The 13,620-nt window shown below is 63.8% G+C and carries 16 protein-coding genes; 2 read left to right on the top strand and 14 right to left on the bottom strand.

What is annotated here, in order from left to right; all coding sequences use genetic code 11:
• From NKI24_RS24620 to NKI24_RS24585, 8 genes are all read right to left on the bottom strand, one after another.
• Positions 1 to 241 (bottom strand): hypothetical protein (locus tag NKI24_RS24620; RefSeq protein ID WP_352749061.1); only part of this gene is annotated, 241 nt, incomplete at its 3' end.
• A gap of 42 nt (positions 242 to 283) precedes the next feature.
• Complete coding sequence (locus NKI24_RS24615) at positions 284 to 922, bottom strand: YceH family protein (RefSeq protein ID WP_352450154.1); 639 nt, start codon at positions 920 to 922, stop codon at positions 284 to 286.
• A gap of 249 nt (positions 923 to 1,171) precedes the next feature.
• Positions 1,172 to 1,951: a succinate dehydrogenase iron-sulfur subunit gene (locus tag NKI24_RS24610; RefSeq protein ID WP_292663232.1), complete on the bottom strand. Its 780-nt coding sequence runs from the start codon at positions 1,949 to 1,951 to the stop codon at positions 1,172 to 1,174.
• The gene (locus NKI24_RS24605; RefSeq protein ID WP_352450155.1) at positions 1,951 to 2,388 is read right to left on the bottom strand and encodes a DUF3052 family protein; all 438 of its coding nucleotides are present in this window, start codon (positions 2,386 to 2,388) and stop codon (positions 1,951 to 1,953) included. Before NKI24_RS24605 ends, NKI24_RS24610 begins: the two co-directional genes overlap by 1 nt.
• Positions 2,389 to 2,390: 2 nt before the next feature.
• On the bottom strand, positions 2,391 to 4,229 hold the full coding sequence (gene sdhA, locus NKI24_RS24600; RefSeq protein WP_023679766.1) for a succinate dehydrogenase flavoprotein subunit: 1,839 nt from the start codon (positions 4,227 to 4,229) through the stop codon (positions 2,391 to 2,393).
• Between the two features lie 4 nt (positions 4,230 to 4,233).
• Complete coding sequence (gene sdhD / locus NKI24_RS24595) at positions 4,234 to 4,629, bottom strand: succinate dehydrogenase, hydrophobic membrane anchor protein (protein ID WP_292663226.1); 396 nt, start codon at positions 4,627 to 4,629, stop codon at positions 4,234 to 4,236.
• Between the two features lies 1 nt (position 4,630).
• The gene (sdhC, locus tag NKI24_RS24590) at positions 4,631 to 5,050 is read right to left on the bottom strand and encodes a succinate dehydrogenase, cytochrome b556 subunit (RefSeq protein ID WP_352450156.1); all 420 of its coding nucleotides are present in this window, start codon (positions 5,048 to 5,050) and stop codon (positions 4,631 to 4,633) included.
• A 242-nt stretch (positions 5,051 to 5,292) separates the two neighbouring features.
• Positions 5,293 to 5,673 carry a hypothetical protein gene (locus tag NKI24_RS24585; protein ID WP_352450157.1) on the bottom strand — a complete coding sequence of 127 codons (381 nt, stop codon included), beginning with the start codon at positions 5,671 to 5,673 and terminating at the stop codon, positions 5,293 to 5,295.
• A gap of 255 nt (positions 5,674 to 5,928) precedes the next feature.
• Here NKI24_RS24585 and NKI24_RS24580 point away from each other — a divergent pair, with 255 nt between their 5' ends.
• Positions 5,929 to 6,288 carry a hypothetical protein gene (locus tag NKI24_RS24580; RefSeq protein WP_352749057.1) on the top strand — a complete coding sequence of 120 codons (360 nt, stop codon included), beginning with the start codon at positions 5,929 to 5,931 and terminating at the stop codon, positions 6,286 to 6,288.
• Here NKI24_RS24580 and NKI24_RS24575 read toward each other — a convergent pair.
• Both NKI24_RS24575 and NKI24_RS24570 read right to left on the bottom strand, forming a co-directional pair.
• Positions 6,272 to 7,492: a GGDEF domain-containing protein gene (locus NKI24_RS24575; protein WP_352749055.1), complete on the bottom strand. Its 1,221-nt coding sequence runs from the start codon at positions 7,490 to 7,492 to the stop codon at positions 6,272 to 6,274. The genes NKI24_RS24580 and NKI24_RS24575 overlap by 17 nt on opposite strands.
• Before the next feature lie 76 nt (positions 7,493 to 7,568).
• Positions 7,569 to 8,765: a GGDEF domain-containing protein gene (locus NKI24_RS24570; protein WP_352450160.1), complete on the bottom strand. Its 1,197-nt coding sequence runs from the start codon at positions 8,763 to 8,765 to the stop codon at positions 7,569 to 7,571.
• A gap of 161 nt (positions 8,766 to 8,926) precedes the next feature.
• Here NKI24_RS24570 and NKI24_RS24565 point away from each other — a divergent pair, with 161 nt between their 5' ends.
• A complete protein-coding gene (locus NKI24_RS24565) occupies positions 8,927 to 9,238 on the top strand; it encodes a hypothetical protein (protein ID WP_023679773.1) in 312 nt (103 codons plus the stop codon).
• Positions 9,239 to 9,296: 58 nt separating this feature from the next.
• Here NKI24_RS24565 and leuC read toward each other — a convergent pair whose 3' ends face one another.
• The 4 genes from leuC to NKI24_RS24545 form a co-directional block, all read right to left on the bottom strand.
• Positions 9,297 to 10,706 (bottom strand): 3-isopropylmalate dehydratase large subunit, encoded by a 1,410-nt coding sequence (gene leuC, locus NKI24_RS24560; protein ID WP_352450161.1) that lies wholly within the window; start codon positions 10,704 to 10,706, stop codon positions 9,297 to 9,299.
• 242 nt (positions 10,707 to 10,948) lie between these two features.
• The gene (locus NKI24_RS24555) at positions 10,949 to 11,584 is read right to left on the bottom strand and encodes a class I SAM-dependent DNA methyltransferase (RefSeq protein WP_352450162.1); all 636 of its coding nucleotides are present in this window, start codon (positions 11,582 to 11,584) and stop codon (positions 10,949 to 10,951) included.
• 52 nt (positions 11,585 to 11,636) lie between these two features.
• Entirely contained in the window at positions 11,637 to 12,452 is an 816-nt protein-coding gene (locus tag NKI24_RS24550; RefSeq protein ID WP_352450163.1) for an amino acid ABC transporter permease, read from the bottom strand.
• A gap of 266 nt (positions 12,453 to 12,718) precedes the next feature.
• Positions 12,719 to 13,516 (bottom strand): transporter substrate-binding domain-containing protein, encoded by a 798-nt coding sequence (locus NKI24_RS24545; protein ID WP_031212709.1) that lies wholly within the window; start codon positions 13,514 to 13,516, stop codon positions 12,719 to 12,721.
• Positions 13,517 to 13,620: the final 104 nt, after the last annotated feature.

Below are 13,620 nucleotides of genomic sequence, written 5' to 3'. Positions count from 1 at the left end.
AGGACCCATCACCTTCCGACACGGATTGCAGCACTTCCTGTCCATCGCCCATGGATGGGCGCTTCGAAATGTGTGAATCGCCTAGGTAAGTGACGGGGAGAAAGAAGCTGGCCGCCGCGGCGGCACTCTTCTTGCGACGTTGATGATTGACGAAACCGTCGAAGAGCGTCCCTCTCCTCGTCCCTATACGGGGAGAGGTCGCCGGCAGGCGGGGCAGCGCCAGCCAATCGAAAGTAGGCAACGAACACGTTACCTGAGGGGCCGTCCGACGTCTCGAAAATCCTTATCGCCCATCCCCGGACAGCGCGTCGAGACGGGCGCGCAATGCCGCGACCTCTTCCTCGAGGGCCTGCACGCGCGTCTCCAGATCCGACGCCGGCGAGGACGACTGCAGGGGCGCTGCGGCAGCCGGCAGCTGCGGCGGCCCGCTGAGCAGATGGACATAGCGATCCTCGCGCTGGCCGGGACCACGGTCGATCTGCTGCACCAGCGGTGGCCGGCGGCCGATCAGCAGATCGAGATTGCCGCGAAGCTCCTCGATCGACGGCAACCGCGCCAGGCGCTCGCTTCGCGCCAGCAATTCATAGGCCGTCTGCGGGCCGCGCAGCAACAACAGGCCGAGCAGCGCGATCTGCGCCGAGGTCAGGGAAAAGCGCTGTGCCACGACATGCTCATAGCGCTCGACGCGCGACGCGAACACCTGCCTGACGAGGCCCTTCTGCTCGAGCTGGCCAAGCGCCCTTCTGACTTCGCCAACCTCGACCGACAACACCGGCTCGCGCGCCGTTTTCTGGTTGGCCGCCGCATGTGCTGCATTGAGCGTCAGCGGATAGACGTCCGGCGTCAGCTCCTTCTTCTCGATCAGGCAGCCGAGCACGCGGGCTTCGATGGGAGAGAGGATGGGAAGGTCGATATCGGTCATAAGTTTGCTATCCTTTCCAACTCGGCGGGACAGCGCCCCCCTCTGTCCTGCCGGACATCTCCCCCTCTAGTGGGGAGATTGGCTGTCATCACCGCTTCGCCACTTTTCAAGGCTGCAGAAAGGGCGCTGTCCTCCAAGCTGCTAATCTCCCCCTTGAGGGCCCCTTGAGGGGGAGATGTCCGGCAGGACAGAGGGGAGCGCGAAGGATCGCTGCGGACGAGACGATCTCGGCTGCAACCCGCCCGCCGCCTAAACCCGTCGCTCCACCATCATCTTCTTGATCTCGGCGATCGCCTTGGCCGGGTTGAGCCCTTTGGGGCAAGTCTGGGCGCAGTTCATAATGGTGTGGCAGCGATAGAGCCGGAACGGGTCTTCGAGATTGTCGAGCCGCTCGCCCGTCGCCTCGTCCCTGGAATCGATCAGCCAGCGATAGGCCTGCAGCAGCGTCGCCGGGCCGAGATAGCGCTCGCCGTTCCACCAGTAGCTCGGGCAGGAGGTCGAGCAGCAGGCGCACAATATGCACTCGTAGAGCCCGTCGAGCTTTTCGCGGTCCTCATGGCTCTGCAGCCATTCCTTGGCCGGCTCGGGCGACACCGTCTTCAGCCACGGCTCGATCGAGGCGTGCTGGGCGTAGAAATTGGTGAGGTCGGGCACCAGGTCCTTGACCACAGCCATGTGCGGTAGCGGATAGACCTTGATCGCGCCGGAAATGTCGTCGCAGCCCTTGGTGCAGGCCAGCGTGTTCGACCCGTCGATGTTCATGGCGCAGGAGCCGCAAATGCCCTCGCGGCAGGAGCGGCGCAGCGTCAGCGTCGGATCGATCTTGTTCTTGATCCAGAGCAGCGCGTCGAGCACCATCGGCCCGCAATCGTCCATGTCGACGAAATACGTATCCATGCGCGGGTTCTCGTCATCGTCCGGCGACCAGCGGTAGATGCGGTATTCTCGCAGATTGGTCGCGCCCTCCGGCTTCGGCCAGGTTTTTCCGGCCATGATCTTCGAGTTTTTCGGAAGCGTGAGTTCGACCATTACCTCAGGTCCTTTCGGATGACGAGCTTCAGCCCGGACCAGATCTCGTTCACGGCGGCGACCTTGACGTCGACGAGGTCGAGCTTCAGCGCCTCTGTGCGGATAACGTCCTCGGTGACGTCGGTCGGCACTTTCGATGCCTTCTTCGGCCAAGAGACCCAGACCATGCCATCCCGCTTGATCGCTGCTTCGATGTCGCCAAGACGGTCCTCGATCTCGACACGCTGCCGGGTGAAAGCATGCACGGCATCGTATTTGTCATGAACGCCAGAGATCGCCGACCAGTCAGCCAGCCGGTCGACGTGGGCAAACTCGACGGCGTCTGCCAGATCGTCGAGTTCGGGCGGCAAGGCGACGAAGGCGGCAATCATCCCGTCCTTCAGGCCGAGCTTGGCCGGAAGGGGCGTGCCGGAATATCCCGCAACCGCCAGCGCCATGATCAATACACCCTGGCCTTCGGCGCGATCTTGGCCGGGTTGATGCCGCCGTCTGCTTCCTTAAGCAGCGTTTCGGTGTGCACCGGCCGGTAGGTGAGCGCCACCTCGCCGGCCTCGTTGAGCCGAGCCAGCGTATGCTTGCGCCAGTTGGCGTCGTCGCGGGCCGAAAAGTCCTCCCGCGCGTGCGCGCCGCGGCTTTCCTTGCGCGCCTCGGCGCCGTAGACGGTGGTGATGGCGTTGGCCATCAGGTTTTCCAGCTCCAGCGTCTCGACCAGGTCGGAGTTCCAGATCATCGAGCGGTCAAACACCTTGACGTCGCCGAGTTCACCCCAGATCTGCGAAATGCGCCTGCAGCCGCTTTCCAGCGATTCCTGGGTGCGGAACACCGCCGCGTCCTCCTGCATCGCCTTCTGCATCTTTTCGCGCAAAACCGCTGTCGGCGTCGAGCCGTTGGCGTGACGCAGCCGGTCGAAGCGGTCCATGATCTTTTCGACGGCGGCCTCGTTGGGCGAAGGGATCGCCGATGTGCGGTCGATCACCTGGCCGGCCCGGATTGCCGCCGCACGGCCGAACACCACCAGGTCGATCAGCGAGTTGGAGCCCAGCCGGTTAGCACCGTGCACCGAGGCGCAGCCGGCTTCGCCGACCGCCATCAGCCCGGGCGACACCTGGTCCGGATTCGACGCCGTCGGGTTCAGCACCTCGCCCCAGTAATTGGTCGGCACGCCGCCCATATTGTAGTGGACCGTCGGCAGCACCGGGATCGGCTCCTTGGTCAGGTCGACGCCGGCAAAGATCTTTGCCGATTCCGAAATACCCGGAAGCCTCTCGTGCAGAACGGCCGGGTCGAGATGGTCGAGATGCAGGAAAATGTGATCCTTCTTCGGGCCGACGCCGCGGCCCTCGCGGATTTCCAGCGTCATGCAGCGCGAGACCACGTCGCGCGAAGCCAGATCCTTGGCTGACGGCGCGTAGCGCTCCATGAAGCGCTCGCCCTCGGAATTGACGAGATAGCCGCCCTCGCCGCGCGCGCCCTCGGTGATCAGGCAGCCGGCGCCGTATATGCCGGTCGGGTGGAACTGCACGAACTCCATATCCTGCAGCGGCAGGCCTGCGCGTGCGGCCATGCCGCCGCCATCGCCGGTGCAGGTATGCGCCGAGGTGGCCGAGAAATAGGCGCGGCCATAGCCGCCGGTCGCCAACACCACCATCTTGGCCGAAAAGCGGTGGATGGTGCCGTCGTCGAGGTTCCAGGCGACGACGCCGGTGCAGGTGCCGTCCGGCTCCATGATCAGGTCGAGCGCGAAATACTCGATGAAGAACTGCGCATTGTGCTTCAGCGACTGGCCGTAGAGCGTGTGCAGCATGGCGTGGCCGGTGCGGTCGGCGGCCGCACAGGTGCGCTGCACCGGCGGCCCCTCGCCGAAATTCATCATCATGCCGCCGAACGGCCGCTGGTAGATTTTCCCGTCCTCGGTGCGGCTGAAGGGAACGCCGTAGTGCTCGAGCTCGTAGACCGCCGCCGGCGCTTCGCGCACCATGTATTCTTGAGCGTCGGTGTCGCCCAGCCAATCTGAGCCTTTGACGGTGTCGAAGAGATGCCACTGCCAGTTGTCGGGACCCATATTGGCGAGCGAGGCGGCGATGCCGCCCTGCGCCGCAACCGTATGCGAGCGCGTCGGGAACACTTTGGTGATGCAGGCGGTGCGCAGGCCCTGTTCGGCCATGCCGAGCGCGGCGCGCAGGCCGGCGCCGCCGGCGCCGACGACCACGACGTCGAATTTGTGATCGACATAGCTATAGGCGGAAGCCGTGTTGGCGTTCTTCGCGTCCTTGGCCAAAAAATCAGCCTCCAAATGCCAGTTTAAGCAGGGCGAAGACCGAAGCGACGCCGACGACTACGGGAAAGAATGTGTTGAGGGCGAGCAGCGCCAGCCTGGTGCCTTCGCCATGCACATAGTCTTCGATGATCGCCTGCATGCCGAGCCGCATGTGGTAGAGCACCGACAACAGCACCAGCGCCAGCACCAGTGCAACGAACGGATTGGCAAGTGCGGCGCGCACCTCGAGATAGCTGGCGCCGTTGAGTGCGATCAGGAAGCCGACGAAGAACAGGACCAGCGGGATGTTGGAGATCGCCGTCAGCCGCTGGCGCCAGAAATGGCCGGTGCCCTCGCGGGCGGAACCGAGGCCGCGGACCTTGGCCAGCGGCGTGCGCATGTCGGTGTTCTTGCCGTTCATGTCAGGCTCCCCGCGCCATGTAGCCGGCGATCCAGATCAGCAGCGTCAACGTGACCGAGCCGGCAAGCGTCGCCCAGGCGATCCTCGATGCCGTATGCTTTTCCAGCCCTGCCCCAGTGTCCCAGATAAGATGGCGCACGCCGCCCAGCATGTGGTGCATCAGCGCCCAGCTGTAGCCGAACAGCACCAGCCGTCCCAGCCACGAGCCGAAGGCCCAGTTGACGGCATTGAAGGTCGCCTCCGAACTCGCCGCCGCCATCAGCCACAGCGCGACCAGCAGCGTGCCGAAATAGAGCGCCCCGCCGGTGATACGATGGATGATCGACATCGTCATGGTGATCGGCGGCCGATAGACGGTCAGATGCGGCGAAAGCGGCCGTTCACGTCTGGCAAATTCGCGGGTGGCTGGTGATTTGCTCATGGCTCCCCCAGTTCGGCGTCTCTGGAGCCTCAGGTGGGAATGCGGCATTACCGCTTCCGGTTGCGACTTCGGACAGCCGGTTTCTAATGCTCTTTTTGCACCGCGTCAAAGCCGGAAAACCGTTTCGAAAACGTAATTTAGTCTGATGAAAGCGAGGCTTTCAGCTTCAATCGATTAGGGCTGTCGCCTTGCGCCGGCACAATGTCGCCGCACTGCAAAATATGGCTGGCGCAAGCGGCGGATCAGCGCTTGCAGGCCAGCGGTGATGCACCGCCCTTCATCACCAGCGCCTCACGCCCATCGATCACGATTGCGTCATGCGCCTCGCCGTAACGGCTGGTCTGATTGGCCGGTGACGCCGGCAGCTCGGCGCTGGCGCCGTTCTGGCCGAGGACGCGCACCGACGTGCCGAGATTCTCGATGGTCATCACGCTACCGTCGGCGCAGTTGTAAGTAGCTGTGCGCGGCTGCGGTGCCGTCGGTTCACTAGCCGCGGGAGCAAGCGACACGGAAGCGGCGGCCGTGTTGCCGAGCTTGGGCGCGCTGGTCTGCGGCGCGCAGGCGGCTGCAGCCAGCAGCGGCGGAATGGCTAGCGCCATCCGAAACGTGCGGCGTAATCTCATTTGCTGCTTTCCCCACCGCGTATCGAGCCCGCCGCGATGCTCCGGCAAGCCACCGGATTTCATGCTTTTTGAGTCGCGCCCGATGCTGGGGATGGTGGAAACAAGGCATGGCCGAATGATGGCCGGTGGGCGATTGAGTATTAACCATATTTTCCGAGACCTCGCCCCTGCTGCGGTTGCCCTCTTAACAAAGGTTAATAAAAGGTTAATTTCTGATTCGAGGAGGCTTGCCTCTCAGCAATGGAGCAGCACGCCATGCATTCGAATTCAGCAGGATCGCGCCTTCCCTGGTTCCTATTGGCGGCGCTCGCCGTCGGCGTCGTCGCACCGGCATTCGGCGGGACGCGTCATCATGACCGCGTCTATGCCGATTCCTTCGGCAATCTCGTCATCGACAGCGCCGCCGGCTACAAGCGTATCCTCGTTGGCGAGGGCAAGCTGGCCAAGGAATTGTCCGACTACACCAGCGCCGGCCAGCCCGACGTGATCTACGAAAACGAATCGGACGATGTCCGCGGCGGCGACTGCTATAGGCCGCCGGTTTTCGTTAAGGGCCGCAGCTATATGTACGGCCTCTCCGACGGCGAAATGCCGGAGCTCAGCCCCTGCCGCTGACGGCCACGCCGCCCTTGGTTGACGGCGCCGGCAGGGCAACAGCCGGCCCCACCGAGACACGCACGCAATCGCGACCGCTGCCCTTCGCCTGATAGAGCGCTTTGTCGGCGCGCCGCAGCAGGTCGGAAAAGCTTTCGCCCGGACCAAGCTCGGCAACGCCAAAGCTGGCGCTGCAGCGGTGATCCGCGGGCAGGCAGTCGATCGGCGTGGCACCGAAGGCGCTACGCGTGCCCTCGGCAAAGAGCCGGGCGGCGGCTAGATTGGTCCCCGGCAGGAAAATAGCGAATTCCTCGCCGCCGATGCGGCCGGCGACCTGATGGTCGGCCGCGGCATCGCGGAGAAAACCGGCAAAGGTCTCGATGACCCGATCGCCCGACGCGTGGCCGTAAGTATCGTTGATGCGCTTGAAATGGTCGAGATCGGCAATGACCAGTGCCGCTGGAACGGCGCGCCGCATGGCGTCACGCAGTGCGATCTGGGCATGGCGCTCGAAGCCGCCACGGTTGAGCAGCCGCGAAAGCGTGTCGGTTTCCGATTTCGACGTCGCCTCGGCGAGCACGTCGCGGACCAGGATAGCCAATGTCACCAGCGCAAGCGCCAGGCCGAACACGGTGCCGACCGACTGCGACACCAACGCATAGCTGGTCTGCGCATAAGATTGCGGGTTGGCGCCCCAGCCACCAAGCGCATGGGCGATGAAGGGTTTGCTGGCGAACTGCAAGGTGCTGGCCGCCAGGACAGCCATCAGCATATAGTCGAGCCGCTCGCGTCTTTGCCTGGACGACAAGACGATCGCCAGCCCGGTGAACTGCATGGCCGCATAGGGAAGCTGGTAGGCCGCCATTCGCACAAAGGATTGGCGTGGCAGGTCCTGCACGAAGTAGACCGCGAGGGTGGCGAAGACCAGGAAGAACAGCATCGGCGGCCAAGGCGGCGAAACGCGGTATTTATGGGCAAGCCCGCCATTGAAGGCGACGGTAGCGCCAAGGAAGGCGGCAAAGGCGGCGACAACCACGGGGCGCGCATTGTCGAAGGCAGGAATGCTGAACTCGATCGCGAAATAAGCCGTGCCGAGTACATAGCCGAACGCCAGCCAGCGTGCCGACACCCGGCCGGCGTCATAGACCGCGATCGTCATGAAGGCCGCCGCCAGCAGCCCGGCAACGAACAGGTTGATCAGCAGGATGAAATTAGCGCTGCCCATGGCGTTTTGGCACTCCCCCCGAACAGCAAATCACCAACGCGCGAAAAAGACGTTAATTCGAAGCCGCCGCTGACGCTCAGCCAGCACTGGTCCGATTGGGAAGGACGACCGTTTCAGGCCGCTGATAGGACAGGCATACGCTGTCGCGGCCACTCCTTTTGGCTTTGTAGAGCGCTTCGTCGGCGCGGCGCATCAGCGGGTCCAGCCCTTCGTCGCTGGTGCGGGCGGCCACGCCGAAGCTCGCGGTCACTCTTGTGTCGGACGGAAGTCCGTCGATTCTGCCCGCCGAATAGACCGTGCGAATGGCTTCGGCAAACAGTCTTGCCGCGCCAAGGTCGCTGAGCGGCAACAGCACGGCGAACTCTTCGCCGCCGATACGGCCGGCAACGCCGCGCGTACCTGCAGCCGACAGAAGCTGGGCAGCGAAGTCGGCGATGACGCGATCGCCGGCCGCGTGGCCATGCTGATCGTTGAGCGCCTTGAAATGATCGAGATCGGCAAGCACCAGAGCAACCGGCAATTGCGCCGTGGCACAGTGCTGCAGGACAAGCATGGCGCGCTCCTCGAAGCCGCGGCGGTTGAGCAGGCCCGACAGCGGGTCTGTCAGGGTTTCGGTCTTCAGGGCCTTCATCACATCGAGCGCGGCGGCGCCGAACAGGCAAAGCGCAATAAGCAGCGACAGCAATGCATGCGACAGCAGCGCCGTCGTCCAATAGGACGAGGAGTAAAGCCCTTCATAGCTGGTGAACGGCCCATGCGCGATGACGACGGCAAGCGTCCGCGCCAGGAAGTTCAGGCCGGAAAGCAGCGACAGCACGAACAGGATCATTTCTGTCGGGCCGTTGTTGCGCACCACGCGCAACTCGGCGGCGACAACCAGGCTGATGCCGCCGAAGCTGAAATTGATGGCAAGGATGCGCCAGGTGAGATCCGGCCGGGCAAAAAGAAACCAGGAGAACGCGGCCAGGCCGCCGCAGGCCAGAATGCCGACCGCCGGGTAAGGCACGCGCCGCCCATAGCGCGCAATGACCGCGCCGGCGAGACAGCAGGTGGCGAAGGTGAAGCACAGGATCGAGATGAGCTTGGTCGGTGCCATGCCGACCGGCAGCGTGAAATACTGGAGCAGGAAGCCTGCGGCCGAGGCCGAGTAGCCCGCCGCCAGCACGCCCAGATAGGGACGGTGGCGCTGATAGAACCACAGCACGAGAAATGCCGCGCCGAGTGTGAGGGCGATGCCTGGATTGAGCAGCGCTATGAGCAGGCCGGTGTCCAAGCGCTGTAATTTCCCCTCGCTTCCCCTTGGAGCACCTTAGAGCGGAAGCCCAAACAAGCGGTTAAGCGAAAGCGAATATACGACAGGTGCGTCGACAAAGCCGCTGGGCGGAACCGCGAACGGCGAGCGGCGTTTCACGACGGCAACCAGGAGACGCTCCGATGGCCGACACGATCATGCTGACCGATCACGATGCAATTCGCTCATGGGCCGCGGCACGCGCCGGCTTTCCGGCGATCGTCGACGTGTCGCCCGAAGCCGGAACGCAGCCCATGCTGAGGCTGGTCTTCGGCCAGCATGCCTACCAGGACCAGGATGAGGCCGAACGCCCGGTCAATGCCGGCGGCTATGAACTGGTCGAATGGGACGAATGGTTCAAACTCTTCGACGAGCGCCAACTGGCGCTGGTCGTCGCAAAGGACCAACCCGGCCGCCGTGAGGGATTCCATGAATTCGTCAGGCGGCCCGACTGAAGAATGCCCGAACCGCATTGCGGCTCGGGCTCCTCATATCCGACTGCGCGCGCCTGCCCTATTTCCACTCGCGGATGTCGACGAAATGGCCGGCGATCGCCGCCGCCGCGGCCATTGCCGGCGACACCAGATGCGTCCGGCCCTTGAAGCCTTGGCGCCCCTCGAAATTGCGATTCGAGGTCGAGGCGCAGCGCTCATGCGGCTTCAGCCGGTCGTCGTTCATGGCAAGGCACATCGAGCAGCCCGGCTCACGCCAGTCAAAGCCGGCGGCGACAAAGATCTTGTCGAGGCCTTCGGCCTCTGCCTGTTCCTTGACCAGGCCGGAGCCCGGCACGATCATCGCACTGACCCGCGGATTGACTTGTCTGCCCTCGATCACCTTGGCGGCGGCGCGCAGATCCTCGATGCGGCCATTGGTGCAGGAGCCGATGAAGACGCGATCGAGTTCGATATCGGTGATCTTGGTGCCCGGCTTCAGGCCCATATAGTCGAGTGCGCGCTGCTTGGAGGTGCGCTTGTTCTCATCAGTGATGTCGTCCGGGTTCGGCACGATGCCTTGCACCGAGACCACGTCCTCGGGCGAGGAGCCCCAGGAGACGATCGGCGGCAGCTTTGCCGCGTCGAGCACGACCACCTTGTCGAAATGCGCGCCTTCGTCGGACTGCAGCGTCTTCCAGTAGGCGAGCGCGGCGTCCCAGGCTTCGCCCTTGGGGGCGCGCGGCTTGTCCTTGACATAGGCGAAGGTGGTCTCGTCGGGCGCGATCAGGCCGGCGCGGGCGCCGGCTTCGATCGACATGTTGCAGATCGTCATGCGGCCTTCCATCGACAGCGCACGGATTGCCTCGCCGGCATATTCGATGACATAGCCGGTGCCGCCGGCCGTGCCGATCTCGCCGATGATGGCGAGGATGATGTCCTTGGCGGTGACGCCTTCCGGCAGTGCGCCGTCGACGCGCACCAGCATGTTCTTGGCCTTGCGCTGGATCAGCGTCTGCGTCGCCAGCACATGCTCGACTTCCGAGGTGCCGATGCCATGCGCCAGCGCCCCGAACGCGCCATGCGTCGAGGTGTGGCTGTCGCCGCAGACGATGGTCATGCCGGGCAGCGTAAAGCCTTGCTCGGGACCGATGATGTGGACGATGCCCTGGCGGATATCCTTCTCGGAATAATATTCGATGCCGAAATCCTTGGCGTTCTTGGCCAGCGCCTCGACCTGGATGCGGCTTTCCTCGTTCTTGATGCCGAACTTGCGCTCGGGCGAGGTCGACACATTGTGGTCGACCACGGCCAGCGTCTTTTCCGGATGCCGAACCTTGCGGCCGGTTATGCGCAGGCCTTCGAAAGCTTGCGGGCTGGTGACTTCGTGGACCAGATGGCGGTCGATATAGAGCAGGCAGGTGCCGTCGTCCTGGCGGTCGACAACATGGTCGTCGAAAATCTTGTCGTAGAGGGTGCGGGGTGCGCTCATTTGCGTAAATCCGTCGATTTAAAAAGGGAAAACGACGCCGGTCGGACCGGCGAAACAGCCTGGCGAGTCTGCCCTAGCTAAGTCGGCTGGTCAGCGCCCCGCAGACGCGCGCGGAAAATCGCGACGGCAGGCGTTTCCTGTCCTGCAGCACGAAACCTTTATAGGCCGGATCGCCAAAAAGCTCTTCCATGGCGCTGCTCATATCAATGTTTTGGCTTTTCAGCAATCGCGTCTGCCTTCGCTCACAGCACCTCGAACACGAAGGTCTTCACCAGCGCGTCGGGCTCGGCGATTGCGTAGCAGCGGAACCACGGGCTCTCCTCGACCGGCCGCCATTTTTTCGCCTGCTCCAGTTCGCCAAACACGGCTTGAAACCCGCCGCTTTCAAACACCTGGTCGCGGACCGTGAAGATGGCGTGGCCGCCCGTCCTGGTGATGCGTACCAGTTCATGCAGGCCCGACGCCGGTGCGTGGCTGATGGTGAACACGCCGGTCGAGAAAAAGGCGCGGAAATACCCGTCCGCCCAAGGCAATGGCCCGCCGAGCATCGCCTGTTTCAGCTCGCTGTAGGCCTGCCGGCTGCCGGCGATTTTCAGCATGTCCTGCGACAGGTCGAGCCCGGCAATATCGTGGTAGCCGAGTGCCTTCAGGGACGGCCCCGACAGGCCGGTGCCGCAGCCGGCGTCGAGCAGCGGCCCTTCGCCCGCCGGCACATGGCGCGCCACCCAGGCGGTGATCAGGAACGGCAGGAGATAGCCGAGCGCCGCGGTTTCGCCGTCATAGGTCGCGGCCCATTGCGCATAGGCCTTGGCGAGCGTCTCAGGCGTGTCGGCCGTATAGACCGCTTCCAGCGCCGCATTGGCCTTGTCGATGATCATGGGTCCTCCCCGGTCGCGTCCGATCGATGGTAGCGCCGTTTTCGCCTGCCTTCTATTCCCCATGCTGGTGGCGGAGCCGCTTCTCCAGCGCCCGCAAGACCAACGATAGGCCAACGGTCAGGATGAGATAGATATAGGCGACGATCGAATAGGTTTCGAAGAAGCGGAACGAGCCAGCGGCGTAGATCTTGCCCATCTGGGTGATGTCGGCGACGCCGAGCACCGAGACCAGCGAGGAATCCTTGACCATGGCGACGAAATCATTGCCGAGCGGCGGCAGGATGGTGCGGATCGCCTGCGGAAAGATGACCAGCCGGAAGAGCTGGGTGCGCGTCAGCCCGAGCGCCTTGGCCGCCTCGATCTGCCCCTTCTCGACCGCCTGGATACCGGCGCGGAACACCTCCGAGATGAAGGCGGAATAGCCGATGGTCAGCGCCATGACGGCGCGCCAAAGCAACGACACGTCGCGTACCAGCAGCTCACCGAAGAGGCCGGCGCTTTGCAGCGGCGCCGTCAGCGCGTTCCATGCCGCGACGAAGGCCGGCGCCCCGGCAAAGGCGATCCAGAACAACAGCACCAGCATCGGCACGCCGCGGATGATCTCGACGTAGAAGCGGCCGATCTGGCTGAGCCAGCGTGAGCCCGACAGGCCCATCAGCGCGACGCCGAGGCCGATCGCGCAAGCCAGCGCGAAGGCGACCACCGTGACGAAGATGGTGACGCCGATGCCCTTGGCGACGGTTGCGAAGACCTGGGCATAGAGGTCGCTGGCAGCGATGAAGATGGCGGCGGCCAAGGCGATCGCCACGGCCACGGCAAGCCACCACGGGAAGTCGGATTTGGCTGAGGCGAGAGGCGCCGACGGCATCAAGCGGTACCGATAACAGAGTCACGAAGGCAGCGTTCTGTCACACCCCCCTCTGGCCTGCCGGCCATCTCCCCCTCAAGGGGGGAGATCGGCAGCTTTGACCTCGCGGCCCGTTCTGCAACACTGAAAATTGGCGAAAGCCGATGCGAAATCCGATCTCCCCCCTTGAGGGGGAGATGTCCGGCAGGCCAGAGGGGGGTGTACGAGCGCAGAGTCAGCGCGAGTTCCCGCGCACAATCGTCATGAAATGCGCGCAACAAGCGGGCCTACTGCCCCATCTTGTAGTCGAGGAACCACTTCTTGTTGAGCGCGTCGAGCGTACCGTCGGCCTTGAGCGCGGCGATTGCCGCGTTGACCGGCTTCACCAGGTCGGAGCCCTTGGGGAAGATGAAACCGAAATCCTCGGTGCCGAGTGGGCCGCCGATCAGCTTAAGGCCGCCGTTGGACGCATCGACATAGCCCTTGCCGGCAGTGCCGTCGGTGAGCACGACGTCGACGTCGCCGGCCTTCAGCGCCTGCACCGTCGCGCCGAATGTCTCGAACAGCTTGATGCGCGGGTTCTGCTCGTTGCCGTCGAGCACGCTGTAGACGGCGGTGTAGAAGGGCGTGGTGCCGGCCTGCGCGCCGATCAGCCCGTCCTTGAAGGCGGCGAACGTCTTGGCATCGGTGAAGCGCTTCTCGTCGCCGCGCACCAGCATGAACTGTTCCGAGCGCATATACGGGTCGGAGAAATCGACCTTCTGCTTGCGGTCGTCCTTGATGGTGATGCCGGTCATGCCGATGTTGTACTGATTGTCGGAAACCGCCTGGATCATCGCGTCCCAAGAGGTATTCTGGTACTCGACCTTGAAATTCAGCCGTTTGGCGATCTCGTTCATCGCGTCATATTCCCAACCGATCTGCTTGCCGGTCTTGGCATCGATGAACTGCAGCGGCGGATAGGCGTTTTCGGTCACCACCACCACCTTCTTGCCGCCGAGGTCGGGCAGCGCCTGCGCCAGAGCCGCGACCGGCACGAGAAGGCAAGCCAGCAGGCCGGCCAGCAGCAGTTTCGAATTTATCATGACTATGCTCCCCAGGAACTGAACCGCCTCGATCGACCGAGGCATGTAGGAAATCCGGCGCCGACTTTAGCTTTCCGCAGGCGCCTTGCAAGCCGCTCCGATGC

Origin of the sequence: Mesorhizobium sp. M0701, from assembly GCF_040320365.1 — a bacterium.
GTDB lineage: Bacteria > Pseudomonadota > Alphaproteobacteria > Rhizobiales > Rhizobiaceae > Mesorhizobium.
Note: the sequence above shows the minus strand (reverse complement) of the source record. Positions and strands in the feature narration are given on the sequence as shown.

What these genes read in the sequence shown, in the direction of transcription:
- NKI24_RS24550 (WP_352450163.1), bottom strand. Translation starts at nt 12,452, where the DNA reads ATGCCGTCGGCGCCTCTCGCCTCAGCCAAATCCGACTTCCCGTGGTGG.
- NKI24_RS24615 (WP_352450154.1), bottom strand. Translation starts at nt 922, where the DNA reads ATGACCGATATCGACCTTCCCATCCTCTCTCCCATCGAAGCCCGCGTG.
- NKI24_RS24565 (WP_023679773.1), top strand. Translation starts at nt 8,927, where the DNA reads ATGGCCGACACGATCATGCTGACCGATCACGATGCAATTCGCTCATGG.
- NKI24_RS24575 (WP_352749055.1), bottom strand. Translation starts at nt 7,492, where the DNA reads ATGGGCAGCGCTAATTTCATCCTGCTGATCAACCTGTTCGTTGCCGGG.
- NKI24_RS24605 (WP_352450155.1), bottom strand. Translation starts at nt 2,388, where the DNA reads ATGGCGCTGGCGGTTGCGGGATATTCCGGCACGCCCCTTCCGGCCAAG.
- NKI24_RS24555 (WP_352450162.1), bottom strand. Translation starts at nt 11,584, where the DNA reads ATGATCATCGACAAGGCCAATGCGGCGCTGGAAGCGGTCTATACGGCC.
- NKI24_RS24545 (WP_031212709.1), bottom strand. Translation starts at nt 13,516, where the DNA reads ATGATAAATTCGAAACTGCTGCTGGCCGGCCTGCTGGCTTGCCTTCTC.
- NKI24_RS24580 (WP_352749057.1), top strand. Translation starts at nt 5,929, where the DNA reads ATGCATTCGAATTCAGCAGGATCGCGCCTTCCCTGGTTCCTATTGGCG.
- NKI24_RS24585 (WP_352450157.1), bottom strand. Translation starts at nt 5,673, where the DNA reads ATGAGATTACGCCGCACGTTTCGGATGGCGCTAGCCATTCCGCCGCTG.
- sdhC (WP_352450156.1), bottom strand. Translation starts at nt 5,050, where the DNA reads ATGAGCAAATCACCAGCCACCCGCGAATTTGCCAGACGTGAACGGCCG.
- leuC (WP_352450161.1), bottom strand. Translation starts at nt 10,706, where the DNA reads ATGAGCGCACCCCGCACCCTCTACGACAAGATTTTCGACGACCATGTT.
- sdhD (WP_292663226.1), bottom strand. Translation starts at nt 4,629, where the DNA reads ATGAACGGCAAGAACACCGACATGCGCACGCCGCTGGCCAAGGTCCGC.
- NKI24_RS24610 (WP_292663232.1), bottom strand. Translation starts at nt 1,951, where the DNA reads ATGGTCGAACTCACGCTTCCGAAAAACTCGAAGATCATGGCCGGAAAA.